The organism is Citrobacter sp. wls757, assembly GCF_005280935.1.
GTDB classification, from domain to species: Bacteria; Pseudomonadota; Gammaproteobacteria; order Enterobacterales; family Enterobacteriaceae; genus Citrobacter; species Citrobacter portucalensis.
Genome location: NZ_SZWU01000020.1, coordinates 263,301 through 275,907 on the forward strand (window position 1 = coordinate 263,301; position 12,607 = coordinate 275,907).

Here is a 12,607-nt window from a genome sequence, read left to right on the forward strand (position 1 = left end):
CACGTCCATATAGGCGATGGTGTTGCCGTACGGGGTTTCAACCTGCCCCAGACGGCCGTAATAGGTTGTCAGCTGGTACAGCCCGCGGTATTCCAGCGGAGTATTCAGCAACGGAACCAGCGGGAAGCGAATGAACTTCTCATCCTGCGTGTACGCCACGACACGGTGAGCACCAGCTGCGCCACGCTTGGATGCCCACTTCATGGACACGATTTCCAGCGGCACGCCGTTTTCCTGGAACGCGATGCAGTTGATTTTCACGTACTCCAGCACGGAGATGTTACCGGCATCAGAAACCTTTTTGCTCGACAGAAGGCCGAACAGTTCAGGCGCCAGGCCAACTTTTCTCGGGCAGATCGCGTAACCAGAGCTCACCCATGCCTGGGAAAGAATCAGGTTGAAATCCTGCACAATTTCGTCAGGCGTTGCGCTAATCCACGCCTTAGCAGCGCTGATTGGCGTTACCTGTGAGAGGTTCAGCAGGCCTGTCATACCCAGATCGCTGTCACCGATGTAAACCTGTTCGTCGATGTCCATGTTCCACTTGAGCTGCATGGCATCGTACTTCTGGCTGTCTACCGGACGCCCAACCTGTTGAGCAGATGCCAGTTCCGGAAGAGTCCATCCCAGCTCCATACCCCACAGGCTCAATGGTTGAGCAGTTTTCTCGATATAGAGATTGGTCTGTGGGATCGCAGTGGAGTTTTTGCCGATCCAGTTTTTGCCGTTCGGGTTCACACCACCAGCCGCCGCGATATCGGTGTTGGTGAAGGATGACTGCTCATCAGCGATAGATACGTCACTGCGCAGCGGCATATCACGCGACCACTTATAGCTGACCAGCGGCAGGTTTAGCGTCTGGTCAAGACGCTCAAGTTCGCCGACCAGGAATACGCCTGCAGCGTCTACGGTGGCTTTATCGATAGTAAACATTCATCGTTCCTTAGATGTTGTAGGCGATTTCAACGTTGCCGTGGGTGGTGGTTGCCGCAGCATCGCCGGGACCCATCACTTTGGCGATGGTCAACTCAGGGGTGTTAGATGCGGTGCCATCAGGAGTGAGTACCACAGAACCTAAAGGACTTGCCGTCGTAGGTGCAGCGACACGGATATAAACCTTGTCACCTTTCTTGGCGGTACCGGCCTGAGCCGTAGGTACGGCCACGCAGATATAACCACGCTTCAGTTGGTCACCGGTGTATCCAGCCGTTACACCCAGCGCACGAGCATCAGTCGGGTTGGTCGTTGGGTACGGACGAACGAACAGGCCAGCTACGTCAGCAACGGTGTCACCGGTTTCCAGCGGTACAAATTTACCGTTGAGGTTTTTGCCAGCCAGACCATACGAAGGGAATGGCTTAGCAGCATCGAGAATTGCAGGCTCTGCGGTGAGATCCTGCGGACGAGTAACGGAGCCTGGGAAACCAATCCCCATGCGAGTTAAATAAGCTTTACCAGCCATTGTTGGTTACCTTATTGGTTGCGTTTCCAGAATTCGGCGTTGATTTTGTTCAGCTCAGCCGGGGACATTGGGCCACGAGCGCGGTCACCAGTTGGTTTGCCAGATGGTGGGGTGATGTGGTTCTTGGCCTTACTGATTTCGACGGCAGCCTTGAACACTGCATCAACGGTAGCTTTCGGCGCTTTATCGAAGTCGCTAATACCAAATGCTTTCAGACTGTCGCCAGTACGGGCTGCGTGAGTAAGAACCTGGCGTTTCAGACCTTTGTCACTGGCAGGCTGGAAACCCGGGCAGATGATCTCAGCATCGCCGATGATATTGCGCTTATACGCCGCATCTCCGGTCACCTTCGCATCTTCTTCAGCGTCTTCGTCGCCGGTTTTCTTGTCTTCGTCAGGGTCAGCGTCGCCAGTTTTACCTTCCAGCTTGTCGAGGCGGGCAATAATCGCCTGAGCCCAGGCTGGTACATCTTCATCACCGGTTTTCTTATCCGGATCGGTTTCTTCGTCTGTCGTGGTCTTCTGGTCTGCCGGCAGTGCGGTAGCCTGTGAAGGTACGTTCATGTTGATGGTTAACCCGGGGATAGAATTCATACCGTCTGACGGCATATCGGGAGCTTCATCAGCAAGCTTCGCCAGCGCATCTTCATCTTTGGTGCGAATGGCATTGGCCAGCTTCTGAAACCAGTTCTGCTGTTTCATGTTGCTTCCTTTGGTTGATGGGGCTGAATCCCCTATGGCACAGCGGGAACCAGCCCGCCCGCGGTCGATACCGACGGCCAGATGGTTGCCAGTGATTTGGTATTGTTTACCCTTTCCGGGCGAGAGTTGCTTGTAGAGCGCGTCGTATCCGCAACTGACATCGGTCAGGCCATCCTCGATTGCGTCAATGGCTTCCTGCCGCTTAACCAGCACGTCGGCAATGAGCAGGTCTGCTTTATCTCCGGTACCGCGCCGGACGTTCTGAATATGACCGTGGGCCAGTTCAGAATAGTTGGTGGGGTTAACGAAAAGGATGCTGCCACCAGCGTCTTCTGGGTGCCCAAGCGTGACGGCGACACCCTCAAAGCTAGCCATCGTTTCAGAAGAGAACACCTCATCTTCCGTTCGCCAGACGGTGACGGTACCGCTCGCATCCGGTTCGAGGTCGATTTCCTCCGGCAGGTAGACCTGCGATCCCGTTCTGGCGATCGGCACGTCCTTGCACAGCAATGAGCCATCCGCCATGCGGTACCGGGTTTCCCCGAGCCTGGTCTCAAAAAAGTATTTCATGGGTTACCTGCTGAATTGCGGGCAATAAAAAAGGCCGCTATTTGCGGCCTTATGAACTTATTTACTTAATCTGTCTTTTATCGATATTGCTGACTTTAATGCCCTTTCAGCGCTATCTAACTCATCTTTTGCTTGCCTAATCCTACGCGCATCACTATTGGGGTTATTTCCACGCCCTCCCCAGTCCGGATGAGAAACTCTAGCCCAATCATCCCGGGCGATATTTAATCTACGCTCTGCAGCGTCAACGTCGCTGGCCCTATCTAGCCACTCTTGATAGAAAGAATCAGCATCTTCTTTCTCTTTCAAAAGCTTAATTACATCTTCTTTTTTAGTCTTACCAAGATGCCTGCTGTAGTAGCACCATTCAGTTTTCCCGACAGGTCTAAAATACCAAGAGTAAATCCATTGGCCATTCAAGTTAAAGCGATCGTGGGTGAACTCAAATCCATTCAACTGATGTATTTTCTGTGTCATTTGCCATCCATATCGAGTTGATCACAACCAATTATGGATCATTTTCTTGGCGCTGGCACCTGCACTTCCGGCCAGCATTCGCAGTTCGGCAGACACCCGGCGTGGCCGGTCATGCCGTCCAGCGTCGGCGGATTATCCCAGCGAACGAAACCTCTCCCGTATACCGGGTCGACAACATCCACCATTCTGCGATGGGATGGCCGCGTTCCAGCACCCTCGATGCGCCACCAGTACCCCTCTGAGCCAATCGACTCTGCACGTGCCTGAGTGAGCGCTGTCGTGGCCCGGCCGATTTCGGTGCGGGCGATCATCTTCGCTCGGCTCTCAGCCACGTCGCCGGACTCCATAATCATCCGGTAGAGCGCATCGGGGCGCTCCCCGTTGATGACGGCTTCCATTGCGCGCGCCTGGATATCACGGACGCGATCGGCAGCCTCCAGCGGCAGAGACTTAATCAACTGCACCTGTCGCGCAACGATGTCCTGAGCCACGAACCCCACCGGCGTGTTGCCGACGACATCACGCAACCCCACAGAGATTTCCTGCGATACCGAGCGCCACTGGCTCCACTCCTCCTGCTCAACCTGCAGGAACATGCGTTTAGCGACCCGGTCGGCCCAATCGTCAATCAGCAGGGAGTAATCCATCAGCCTGGCGTTAACCTGCTCGGCGCTCGCTTCCGAACCATCGTAGGAACCAGTTACGATCGCTCCGCACTGACGCGCTATCTCCTGTAGGCTTTTCTGATACTGGCGCTCCGATTTGCGGCGGAGGTTCGGTTTCAGATTCAGCCTCCTCCCATTCTGCTTTGGCATCTTCAATATCCTTGTCGGTGATAGAGCCGCCGATGCCGATAATGTCGGACAGGTTGCGGAGGTCGTTTAGCGCGGCATGCTGCGGCATACCGATATCGCGCACGGCAGTCGCCAGGGCGGTGGCCACGTTGCTCGCCATCGTCGCCCTGTCAGTGTCCGACATCTCCCAGAGCTTGTTGAACTCGAAGGTGAAGTCTTCCGGCAGCGGCTGACCGAACAGCGATCGCCAGGTGATATCGAGCAGCCAGCGAATACGCCGTCGCAGGCGGCGTTCCTGCAGCGAGTTAACACGGCTGTAGTAGTTCTCCAAGTCACCGTCACCAGTGCTGAACCCGGATGGAGATTGCCCGAACAGGCGTACCAGCGGTATACCGGTTGCGCCAGACACCTGCTCAGCAAAGCGCAGGATGACGTCGGCGATACCGGCAAAGGAGTAACTATGGGTCTGGAATTCATCGTTTTTATCCATCAGGGTCATGCCCTCGATGGTCTGAAATTCCCTAATCATGTCCATGTGCTTCATCAACCCCTCATGCATAGGGTTGCCGGGACCAAGCGCCAGAATCTTGCGCAGCCCTTCAATGCTGTACGTGCGCAGGTGCGCCTTGTGGATCAGCTGGGTGGTGCCGACGGTCGCCGTATCGAAGGCCTGAATGCGCTCGAAGATACGCTCAACAACCGACATCCCCCAGCCGTTCTCGGTCTGCGCCTGCTGAAATGGCAGCGTGTCGCCTTCCATACGGATGATGCGGCTGTGGTGAATCTTCCACGGCGGGATTCCCTGCTGGTTGGTCACCACCTTGTAGAACTTCGGCTTGCCGAACTCCGGTCCGTAGTCGGTCACCAGGTCGTAATAGCTCGGGTTGACCTGCCAGCGGTCGAGGCACATCACCCCTTTAAACTGCCCCTCCTTGATGCGGTCAAGCTTCAGAGGAGTGGACATATCCTGCCCTTCCAGCAGCACCACCAGCAACGCACCACCATAGAGGCGGGACCACTTCAGGGTGTCGTTCAGACCATCCCATATAGCGATGTCGTCCCAGAACGTCTCAAACTTGCCTTTCTGCCCGGCCTCGAGTTTAGAACTGATGTTGATGCCCTTTCGGGTCATATCATCAGCCATAGCGTCTACACCTGCGCCCACCAGAAACGATGAGCGGTATGCAAATTCAAGCTGGACGCGATTACGCGAGATATAGCCAGGCTGATAACTCCCGCCGCTTTGAATATTTGCGGTGTATCCACCGAGCTTGGCAGCGAAGTTGTTGTACCCGTCACCAGTCCGGACGGGCTTTTGTGCGCCGCTCTGGCGTTTTTTGCGGGACATTATTAACCTCTTTGTCTACTCGCGGCCCAGCGCATCCCAGATATCCAGTGCGGATTCGGTTGGAGCGAACGCCATGATAAATGCATCGGCAACGTTCGGAGATGGAACGTCACGCTTTGCCAGATCTTTTTTACTCTCCGTCATCACCCGTCCATTGCGGTCGAAGTCACGGTGCGGCGTGGTAAGCTCCAGCTTCAGTTTCTCCAGTAATGGGCAGGACGAATCAATGCTTATCAGCTCATCTACCGAGTACTGTTCACCGTTGTTAATGGCGTTGAATGTATTTCGGAAGCGGTCGGCCACCAGCCACCAGGCCTGCGCTTTCAGGTTGGCGAAAAAGTCTTTGTTCGGTATGCCGTTGTACTCCTCCTCAGGCTCATGGACGCCTGCTCCTGCATTAAACCGCTGGTAATTGATCCGGCGGGATGAGGTATTCTCACGCAACCGGTCTTCGTTAATCTCACCAAACTTGGCTCCAGCTGATGCCCCGACACCAATCGAGTCGTACACGATATCGGCTTCACGCTCAAAGGCAGCCTGGTACGTTCGCTGGCAACTTTTCAGAAGCTCATCTTCTTTAGCCTTCCACTCATCCGCCCAGTAGATGACAGAACCGTGGCGGTAAACGTTGGCGCATTTATCCGTGCCGCCGTCCGCGACATCGAAGCCCACGCGCTTCCGCCCTCCCGGTTCGAAACCCAGCTTTTTGTGAGCATCGACGGCTGCTTCTATCCAGGAGAGTTTGATAATAGCTGCATCATCATCTGACTCAGGCACTCCTTCATAGACGTGCTTGAATCCGTCAGGGTCACGGCGCCGGGCCGCATCGATCACCTTCATCATGGTGTCTGACAGAAAAGGGTTTTCGTCGTAATTGATTTTTCGGATCAGTGTGTCTTCCGGCGGGTCGACAACAAAATTTCGCCATATGAAATCTGTCACCAGATTGGGGTTGAAGATAAACCAGCACTCTGAGCCCTCCTTACGGATGGTTGGCTCCAGTATCTTCCACTGGTATTCCGTCAGCGCATGGGCCTCTTCCAGCCAGAGAACGCTCACACCCTCCAGCGACTTTATCTCTTCGATATTTCGCCACAGGCCATAGAACACGAATTCCGAGCCGGTAACCCGGTTGATGATTTTGTTATTCAGGATGCGGAAGCGATGCCGCAGGCCAAAGCGTTCAATCTGAATCTTCAGCAGGGTGTAAACTGACTCTTCGATTTTGTTCTGGATCTGGCGAGCACAGCAGAAACGCAGGGTGTATTTATTCGCCAGGAATATAGCGATCCCGGCAGCGTCCCATGACTTAGAGGACGAGCGCCCACCAAAGAGAACTTTGTTACGTGCCCGCGTCGTCCAGAAGTTCTTCAGGACCGGATTCAGGGTCGGACTGGATGTCAGTGTAGAAGTCATTGAGATCACGCTCTCCATTGCCATCGTCAATGCCAGCATCACGGCGTAGGCGATCAGCCTCCAGCGACACTTTTTCAGTAGCGGCAACGCGATAATCGGTGTCGGCAAATATTTTGTTAACGGTGGCCAGCGTCCCCGTGATGGACTCGATACGCACGGTGTTACGCATCATGGCGTTCTCTGCCGCCCGTATGTTATCCATCAGCGCCTTTCGCTCATCCTTACCCTCATCTTCAGCGTCAATGTCAACGTCTTCGAGCAAGGTTATCCAGCGACCTATGTTCTCGGCGGCCACTAGGTTATTGGCGCGTAGCCGGAAGAGTTCATCTTCCAGCGTCAACGCTTTGGCATCTTCGATGACATCATCTTTAAGAAGGAGTCGGCGGGCATAACCACCGTGCTTAAGCGCTGTCTGATTGCCTGACTTAAAAGGATTTACTGGCGGCGCAGTACGCGAGCCACGAATCGGTTTCGTATCCGAGGGGCTCTCAGACTTGGGCGATTCGCAATCACTCTTTTTGGGCTTATCACCTCTGGTCTTGCCGCCTTTCTTCGTTTGCGAATTCGCAGTTTTATTCGCACTTTTTTTTTGCGAATTCGCATTACCGTTCGCAATCTTGATATAGCGCTTAGCTGTTGAATAATTCAGCCCCTGCGCTTCGCACCATTCTTTCGGCGATATACCCGTTTTGGCATGCTCGGCGAGGAACTGGTCTTGCAGCGCTCCCCAGTCCGGTTTTGCCATGGTTCTAGTCCTATGATTAAGGCCATTAAAAAAGCCACTCGAAAGTGGCCTTTGTGATGACAAACGTAACATCAAGGAAAAAGGGTTTATTCCTTATCGATCGCAGCCTGAATTGCATCCGCAAGTGGAGCGATATGCTTTGCAGCTACCCCCAAGTCAAAATCAACATTTTTAGCATCGGTTGGAGCTGAAAGCGTTACCTTGATGATTTCAAGCGCCGCATTCACAGCAATAATCCGTTTTTTGTGTTCAAAACCAGTACCAGTTTGGTGATATCCGTCCAGCATTTTGCTTCTCCATAAAAACCACTCATACATGGTGGCTATATGAATATTTAGCCATGCAGATCGATTTTCAATCCCACCACTTTTGACTTAGATCACAACTACATTAACTGTTTCAATATTCTAGTTATTGCCTACAGTTCCCCTGCCATGCTCTGTTATGTGCCAGCACATCACGCTTGGTCTGCTTGTCCATGACAGTGATGTCGATTTCCGTGAGATAAATTGGCTTCACCCAGTCGCAGCCGGTGTCGATTAACTCAACCTTTGCGGGTCCAGTTTGCGCGCAGCTCACGATCAATATCGTCATCAGGCATATGGCTAACAGTCTGCTGTACATTGCTGGCCTCTTTGGTTACTTCGACGCGGCGTTCCGCGGCTGCCTTGGTGGCTGCGACGTTATCATCGGTGCGCTGTTTATCCGCTTTGGCTTCAGCTTTCTCGCGGCCACGCATGCTACCTAGACCGAAGGCACCGAGCACCATAAGGATTGCGAAGCCGATTGCTGCCAGTATTGCCTTGAGTTTGGTCATAGGCTCACGCGTTCCCGTACCCAGCCATACACAAATGACTCGTTAGCCGGGAGCCGCTCTGCCAGTTCGAGATAGCGCTGCCCTTGGCTGCAGTTCAGTGCATGGAGCAATACGACCTCTCCTTCACTCCCGCGTTTCGCCAGGAAGGATTTCAACGCACTAATGCTGCGCGGTCCAATCTGGCCATCGGCAATCAGGTCGGGATAGAGTTGCTGCTGGTTGTTGAATACGTTCAGCCAACGCTGGAACCATTTCACCTGCACTGATGGTCCCATGTTAACGCCGGTATCGCAGAGTTCCGCGGCGATGACCGGGGATACGACAGCTACCTGGTCGAAGCGCGGGCCATACCAGTAATCGGCCTCGTAAATATCCATGGCCTGCTGCCGGGTCAGGTCTCGCATGTCGCCGGTATAACCATGAGCGCGCGCCGTTGCCTGTGTGATGCCCCAGTTTGTCGGGCCGCCTTTGTCGTTCGGGTGATTAACGTAGCCGCCCTCTTTGCCGAGGATGCTGTTGAAGATATCGTCTTTGGTCATCATTCAGCCCTTACGACTTTTGCCAGATTGCCTTTGGCTCGCCAGACAGCAATACATATGGCCAGGTTGAGGAATAACTCACCCGGATCAACGTTGCTGTAATGGCCGAGAAGGATACGGAAAGCGGTGAATCCCGCCGACAGGATCAGCAGGTAAGCCATCCACGCGTAACCGGGTCGGTGTGTCTTCCCTGCTTTACTGAAGAACATCAGACGCATCACGATCGCCATACAGATGATCGCGTTTGCGTCCAGGATGACGGAATGCCATGTCATTTCCCTTCCTCCTCCAGTCCTGGCATCTTGCCGCGCCGTGATTTGGCGACGATTCGAAGCAGGACTGCGACGGAAATGGAAGCGGATACCAGCGCACCAACATTAGGTGAAACTTCGATACTTACCGGCGGCTGCAACAACCCGAGGGCTGTGTTGATTACCCCTGCGAGTATCTTTGCCATGGGAACGGAGAAGAACACGCCGCCCATAAACGAGATGACTGCAAAGAGCATCTGCTTCCAGAGTTGATGAGGCTCTGAGGTCAGCACATACATTGCCGCCCCGGCAAGCGCACATAACATTACGCCAGGCGTCGCCTCCGGGAACATAGTGGCGAAAGTGATCCCTACCGTAGCGGAGGTCACCCCACTGGCAATTGTGATTGGCTCAGACATAGTTATTCCGTGTGTAGAGGGTCAGGCTTCACGGGCTGGATTTATCAACAAAGCACGTAGCGGATGATTCCCGTGAGCCTGAAATAGAAAAGCCCCAGCGGGTGCCAGGGCTAAGTGTTCAGCGTAAGAATTAATAAACCTGATTTGTTAACCCTGTCAGGTCATCAGGGTTCCCTGCTTTCCACAGACAAAGGAAACTGGTAACGTCATAATTCCACAGGCAATTAATGGGTATTATATGACTAACTTCACTGTTCGAGTTGAGCTGCATAACGCCGATTCTGACGATTATGAAGAGCTACATGAAAAAATGGAAGGTAAAGGCTTTAAGCGGACCATCCTGAATGGGGATGGTACAAAATACCAACTCCCTGACGCTGAGTATAATTATTCCGGTAACATTACCCGGGCAGACGTTCTTGAAAAGGCCTACTCAACGGCAAACTCAGTAAAAAAAGATCCTGCTGTTTTAGTTACGGAATCAGCTGGGCGCACATGGCGTGGTTTGGATAAATCCTAATCCGCGCAAACATCTGGAGCGCTGTCGTAGTGCTCCATTTTGACAAACGCAGCAGCAATTGCCTCACCTACTTTTTCATATTCAATAATACCCGCGTCACTACCCATAGAACCAGTAGCCTTTGATAACGCCTCACGGGCGACATGTTTAGCACTTTCAGGTAATTCAGAAAAGTTCATGGACATCCTCCAGAAACGCAAAAGCCCAAGGCGTTAACCTCGGGCTCGAAAACTCATTTACTGCCAGCGCATACAACAATGGCACAATATCAGATTTACATGAAATGTATGCTATTTAATTGACTTTTGCAATAACCTGCTGCGAAAAAGTCGCCTTTTGTTGTGATCGTGCTCTCACGGTGCAACGAAGGGAATCGCCGTCAAGCCGCTTGAGTATGGCGTGCATTGACCGCCAGTAGTCGGCGTAGTTATGGCACCAGTTATCCGCTTTAACGCCACACAGGTCCGCCAGGTCCTGGTGCTGATACACCTCCTTACCCGCCAGTTCCGCTTTCACATCCTGCGCAGCAAGCCAGATAAGCTGACGCAACCGGTCGCTCGTCTTCTTCGCCACCCTCTTCCCAGCCAGATGCTCGCAGAATTGCGACCATGCCCATTGTGTAATCGTGACCTGATGCTCCCAGCAAGTATTCTCGCTGTAGCTCCATAGCAGCCAAGCCTTCTGATGTTCTTCGAGTGACATTAACGCGCGGCGCCACGAAGCTGTGGAGTATTCAACCGGCTGCACCAGAGGAATATGTGATCCCTTGGCATGCGACTGTTTGCCCGGTATCGGTGGATTATCCAGCGTAATCATTTTCCCGGTCACTTCATCCAACACTCGAGGCTTTTTACGTTTAAACGTTCCAGTATCGAACTGTGCGTTCTCAAGCCAGGCCATCAACTGCCCTTTCGTCGCACCACTTAAATCGGCGGTAGCCACCATCAGCTGCTGGCGCACGTATTCAAGAAATTGAGTGTTCATACAGCACCGCCTATGGTTTTGATGTAGTTCTTCAGTATTCGGTAGTCCGTCAGCACAGAGCCGGGAAAGTGATATAAGCGCAATCGTTGCCAACGAACGCGGAGGTGATCGGCAAAATAGGATTCAAATGTCATGCAGCCTCCCTGCTCTTAATTAACCCACGGCGAAGTGCGCTGTAGCGCTTCCTGATGGCTTCGAGTTCTTCGATGGTGTATCGGTGTGGGACGTTATTGTTTTCGAGCGACTCAACGCGTTCAGCCCCAATTTTCTCGATAAGCCCAAGACGGTACTGCTGCTGATTGCCCGACAGCTGAACGTTACAGTGGTGGCACTGCTTATTGATATTGTCTTCTGTGTAGCGCAGGTGTGATGCCTTACCTCGTGAGCGGTAGTGACCTGCTTCCCACTGGACGGTTTCGAACGTCCCACAGCTGATGCATGGCAGATCGGCATCACGTTCGCGAATATAGTCATTAACAACACGCTGAGTTAAATCTTCCCAGTGCTTCAGCGGCTTAACTGCAGCTTTACGCTGGCGCCAGGCTGCACGTTCTTTCTTCTCAGTGGCGCGCTTTTTGGCAGACTCCTTGCGTTGTGCCGCCTCCCTGACCTTCCTGGTATGCTCTTTTCCAACCGCGCTGGCGCACTCATAACCGCAGACAGTCTGCGTATCGCGAACAGGATGGAACCACTGGCGGCATTCTTTGTTGGCGCACTTCCGGCGCGGTAACTTAGCCATAATCACCCCCAGACCTTTTGCCGAAAGGTTCTTGGTGTACGCGCCGGATGCTCGCATTCCGGTAATTTTGCGCTAACAATCCAGGTGATATTGTCGCGGTTCAGGCTGCGTTCTACCGTGGCGCCGCGGCGGCGATAACTTGCCACCAGTTCGTCGGCCTGCTCGGTTGTGCATTCATGATGGTGAAACCAGGAAAATTTCATCGCCATCACCCCGCAAAGCTCATAAGCTGCGCAGCGGCGTTTTCCGCTTCTCGCTGAGTCTTGAAGGCCCGGGACAATACCCATCGCCACAGAACGTCGAGCGCGGCTTTATACAGCTGCTGGAACTCGATTTCGTCCATATTGGCGAAAGCAATGCTGCGAGGATGTTTACGGAGTGTACCGTCAGGGAGCTGTATGGCGTCGTAGTGGCCAGATTCGATGATCACCCATGCACGGTATGCGTCATAGGATTTGCAGATGCTGATACTACCGGCTCGCTTATCGGCGATACGGTCGAGATATTGCTCGGCAGCATCCAGCAGTGCGCCTTCGTTTCCACCAAATGCCGCGAGGTATTTAGCATAACCATTTACGAGTTTACGCTCATTGCTGGATATCGCCCCGCCGGTTGGTTCCCAGTATTCGAAACCGAGATTGAGTAATGCGAAGAAGCGACGGTGAAAGGCCGGGTTGCGTACCTGCCGGAACTCGGCCACCAGCACGGCACCGAGTTTGAATTTTGATTGCAGTAAATCGCTGGTCTCCGGCGTAGCGGGGATCAGAATTCCTGATTGATGCTTAATAAGATGTAGTTCGTGCGCCATGGTTTCTCTCCGTGGCG

At 53.3% G+C, this 12,607-nt stretch carries 21 protein-coding genes; 1 reads left to right on the forward strand and 20 read right to left on the reverse strand.

Annotated elements, in window-relative coordinates:
* The 14 genes from FDW94_RS07265 to FDW94_RS07330 form a co-directional block, all read right to left on the reverse strand.
* A partial coding sequence (locus tag FDW94_RS07265; RefSeq protein ID WP_137377397.1) for a DUF2184 domain-containing protein occupies positions 1-933 on the reverse strand: 933 nt, incomplete at its 3' end.
* 10 nt (positions 934-943) lie between these two features.
* Positions 944-1,462, reverse strand: a complete 519-nt coding sequence (locus tag FDW94_RS07270; protein WP_137377374.1) for a hypothetical protein — start codon at positions 1,460-1,462, stop codon at positions 944-946.
* 11 nt (positions 1,463-1,473) lie between these two features.
* Positions 1,474-2,733 (reverse strand): DUF2213 domain-containing protein, encoded by a 1,260-nt coding sequence (locus FDW94_RS07275; protein ID WP_137377375.1) that lies wholly within the window; start codon positions 2,731-2,733, stop codon positions 1,474-1,476.
* A 57-nt stretch (positions 2,734-2,790) separates the two neighbouring features.
* Positions 2,791-3,210, reverse strand: coding sequence for a hypothetical protein (locus tag FDW94_RS07280; protein WP_137377376.1), 420 nt, complete (start codon positions 3,208-3,210; stop codon positions 2,791-2,793).
* A 38-nt stretch (positions 3,211-3,248) separates the two neighbouring features.
* Positions 3,249-3,806, reverse strand: coding sequence for a phage minor head protein (locus tag FDW94_RS07285; RefSeq protein ID WP_137377398.1), 558 nt, complete (start codon positions 3,804-3,806; stop codon positions 3,249-3,251).
* 61 nt (positions 3,807-3,867) lie between these two features.
* On the reverse strand, positions 3,868-5,352 hold the full coding sequence (locus FDW94_RS07290) for a DUF1073 domain-containing protein (protein WP_137377377.1): 1,485 nt from the start codon (positions 5,350-5,352) through the stop codon (positions 3,868-3,870).
* A 15-nt stretch (positions 5,353-5,367) separates the two neighbouring features.
* Positions 5,368-6,768: a PBSX family phage terminase large subunit gene (locus tag FDW94_RS07295; protein WP_137377378.1), complete on the reverse strand. Its 1,401-nt coding sequence runs from the start codon at positions 6,766-6,768 to the stop codon at positions 5,368-5,370.
* A complete protein-coding gene (locus FDW94_RS07300; protein WP_137377399.1) occupies positions 6,695-7,234 on the reverse strand; it encodes a hypothetical protein in 540 nt (179 codons plus the stop codon). The genes FDW94_RS07295 and FDW94_RS07300 overlap by 74 nt, the downstream gene beginning before the upstream one ends.
* A gap of 365 nt (positions 7,235-7,599) precedes the next feature.
* Entirely contained in the window at positions 7,600-7,800 is a 201-nt protein-coding gene (locus FDW94_RS07305) for a hypothetical protein (RefSeq protein ID WP_137377379.1), read from the reverse strand.
* Positions 7,801-7,924: 124 nt separating this feature from the next.
* A complete protein-coding gene (locus FDW94_RS23950; RefSeq protein WP_137377400.1) occupies positions 7,925-8,107 on the reverse strand; it encodes a hypothetical protein in 183 nt (60 codons plus the stop codon).
* On the reverse strand, positions 8,058-8,330 hold the full coding sequence (locus FDW94_RS07315) for a hypothetical protein (protein ID WP_137377380.1): 273 nt from the start codon (positions 8,328-8,330) through the stop codon (positions 8,058-8,060). Before FDW94_RS07315 ends, FDW94_RS23950 begins: the two co-directional genes overlap by 50 nt.
* A complete protein-coding gene (locus FDW94_RS07320) occupies positions 8,327-8,872 on the reverse strand; it encodes a glycoside hydrolase family 108 protein (protein ID WP_170974226.1) in 546 nt (181 codons plus the stop codon). Before FDW94_RS07320 ends, FDW94_RS07315 begins: the two co-directional genes overlap by 4 nt.
* Positions 8,869-9,144 (reverse strand): phage holin family protein, encoded by a 276-nt coding sequence (locus tag FDW94_RS07325; RefSeq protein ID WP_047416719.1) that lies wholly within the window; start codon positions 9,142-9,144, stop codon positions 8,869-8,871. Before FDW94_RS07325 ends, FDW94_RS07320 begins: the two co-directional genes overlap by 4 nt.
* Complete coding sequence (locus FDW94_RS07330; RefSeq protein WP_049041756.1) at positions 9,141-9,539, reverse strand: putative holin; 399 nt, start codon at positions 9,537-9,539, stop codon at positions 9,141-9,143. Before FDW94_RS07330 ends, FDW94_RS07325 begins: the two co-directional genes overlap by 4 nt.
* 238 nt (positions 9,540-9,777) lie before the next feature.
* Between FDW94_RS07330 and FDW94_RS07335 the strand changes: the two genes are divergently transcribed.
* Entirely contained in the window at positions 9,778-10,059 is a 282-nt protein-coding gene (locus FDW94_RS07335) for a type V toxin-antitoxin system endoribonuclease antitoxin GhoS (protein ID WP_110497820.1), read from the forward strand.
* On the opposite strand, the gene FDW94_RS07340 is transcribed toward FDW94_RS07335, so the two are convergent.
* The 6 genes from FDW94_RS07340 to FDW94_RS07365 form a co-directional block, all read right to left on the reverse strand.
* Positions 10,056-10,238, reverse strand: coding sequence for a hypothetical protein (locus tag FDW94_RS07340; protein WP_137377381.1), 183 nt, complete (start codon positions 10,236-10,238; stop codon positions 10,056-10,058). The two genes, FDW94_RS07335 and FDW94_RS07340, sit on opposite strands and share 4 nt — an antisense overlap.
* A 115-nt stretch (positions 10,239-10,353) precedes the next feature.
* Positions 10,354-11,043, reverse strand: coding sequence for a bacteriophage antitermination protein Q (locus tag FDW94_RS07345; RefSeq protein WP_137377382.1), 690 nt, complete (start codon positions 11,041-11,043; stop codon positions 10,354-10,356).
* The gene (locus FDW94_RS07350) at positions 11,040-11,177 is read right to left on the reverse strand and encodes a YlcG family protein (RefSeq protein WP_016156248.1); all 138 of its coding nucleotides are present in this window, start codon (positions 11,175-11,177) and stop codon (positions 11,040-11,042) included. The genes FDW94_RS07345 and FDW94_RS07350 overlap by 4 nt, the downstream gene beginning before the upstream one ends.
* Positions 11,174-11,782, reverse strand: coding sequence for a recombination protein NinG (locus tag FDW94_RS07355; RefSeq protein WP_137377383.1), 609 nt, complete (start codon positions 11,780-11,782; stop codon positions 11,174-11,176). The genes FDW94_RS07350 and FDW94_RS07355 overlap by 4 nt, the downstream gene beginning before the upstream one ends.
* Before the next feature lie 2 nt (positions 11,783-11,784).
* Complete coding sequence (locus FDW94_RS07360) at positions 11,785-11,991, reverse strand: hypothetical protein (protein WP_137377384.1); 207 nt, start codon at positions 11,989-11,991, stop codon at positions 11,785-11,787.
* The gene (locus FDW94_RS07365; protein ID WP_137377385.1) at positions 11,991-12,590 is read right to left on the reverse strand and encodes a DUF1367 family protein; all 600 of its coding nucleotides are present in this window, start codon (positions 12,588-12,590) and stop codon (positions 11,991-11,993) included. Before FDW94_RS07365 ends, FDW94_RS07360 begins: the two co-directional genes overlap by 1 nt.
* Positions 12,591-12,607: the final 17 nt, after the last annotated feature.

Excerpts from the sequence above, each read along its gene's own strand:
- FDW94_RS07270 (WP_137377374.1), bottom strand. The coding sequence starts at position 1,462 with ATGGCTGGTAAAGCTTATTTAACTCGCATGGGGATTGGTTTCCCAGGC.
- FDW94_RS07275 (WP_137377375.1), bottom strand. The coding sequence starts at position 2,733 with ATGAAATACTTTTTTGAGACCAGGCTCGGGGAAACCCGGTACCGCATG.
- FDW94_RS07280 (WP_137377376.1), bottom strand. The coding sequence starts at position 3,210 with ATGACACAGAAAATACATCAGTTGAATGGATTTGAGTTCACCCACGAT.
- FDW94_RS07285 (WP_137377398.1), bottom strand. The coding sequence starts at position 3,806 with ATGTTCCTGCAGGTTGAGCAGGAGGAGTGGAGCCAGTGGCGCTCGGTA.
- FDW94_RS07290 (WP_137377377.1), bottom strand. The coding sequence starts at position 5,352 with ATGTCCCGCAAAAAACGCCAGAGCGGCGCACAAAAGCCCGTCCGGACT.
- FDW94_RS07295 (WP_137377378.1), bottom strand. The coding sequence starts at position 6,768 with ATGACTTCTACACTGACATCCAGTCCGACCCTGAATCCGGTCCTGAAG.
- FDW94_RS07305 (WP_137377379.1), bottom strand. The coding sequence starts at position 7,800 with ATGCTGGACGGATATCACCAAACTGGTACTGGTTTTGAACACAAAAAA.
- FDW94_RS23950 (WP_137377400.1), bottom strand. The coding sequence starts at position 8,107 with ATGACGATATTGATCGTGAGCTGCGCGCAAACTGGACCCGCAAAGGTT.
- FDW94_RS07315 (WP_137377380.1), bottom strand. The coding sequence starts at position 8,330 with ATGACCAAACTCAAGGCAATACTGGCAGCAATCGGCTTCGCAATCCTT.
- FDW94_RS07320 (WP_170974226.1), bottom strand. The coding sequence starts at position 8,872 with ATGATGACCAAAGACGATATCTTCAACAGCATCCTCGGCAAAGAGGGC.
- FDW94_RS07325 (WP_047416719.1), bottom strand. The coding sequence starts at position 9,144 with ATGACATGGCATTCCGTCATCCTGGACGCAAACGCGATCATCTGTATG.
- FDW94_RS07330 (WP_049041756.1), bottom strand. The coding sequence starts at position 9,539 with ATGTCTGAGCCAATCACAATTGCCAGTGGGGTGACCTCCGCTACGGTA.
- FDW94_RS07335 (WP_110497820.1), top strand. The coding sequence starts at position 9,778 with ATGACTAACTTCACTGTTCGAGTTGAGCTGCATAACGCCGATTCTGAC.
- FDW94_RS07340 (WP_137377381.1), bottom strand. The coding sequence starts at position 10,238 with ATGAACTTTTCTGAATTACCTGAAAGTGCTAAACATGTCGCCCGTGAG.
- FDW94_RS07345 (WP_137377382.1), bottom strand. The coding sequence starts at position 11,043 with ATGAACACTCAATTTCTTGAATACGTGCGCCAGCAGCTGATGGTGGCT.
- FDW94_RS07350 (WP_016156248.1), bottom strand. The coding sequence starts at position 11,177 with ATGACATTTGAATCCTATTTTGCCGATCACCTCCGCGTTCGTTGGCAA.
- FDW94_RS07355 (WP_137377383.1), bottom strand. The coding sequence starts at position 11,782 with ATGGCTAAGTTACCGCGCCGGAAGTGCGCCAACAAAGAATGCCGCCAG.
- FDW94_RS07360 (WP_137377384.1), bottom strand. The coding sequence starts at position 11,991 with ATGGCGATGAAATTTTCCTGGTTTCACCATCATGAATGCACAACCGAG.
- FDW94_RS07365 (WP_137377385.1), bottom strand. The coding sequence starts at position 12,590 with ATGGCGCACGAACTACATCTTATTAAGCATCAATCAGGAATTCTGATC.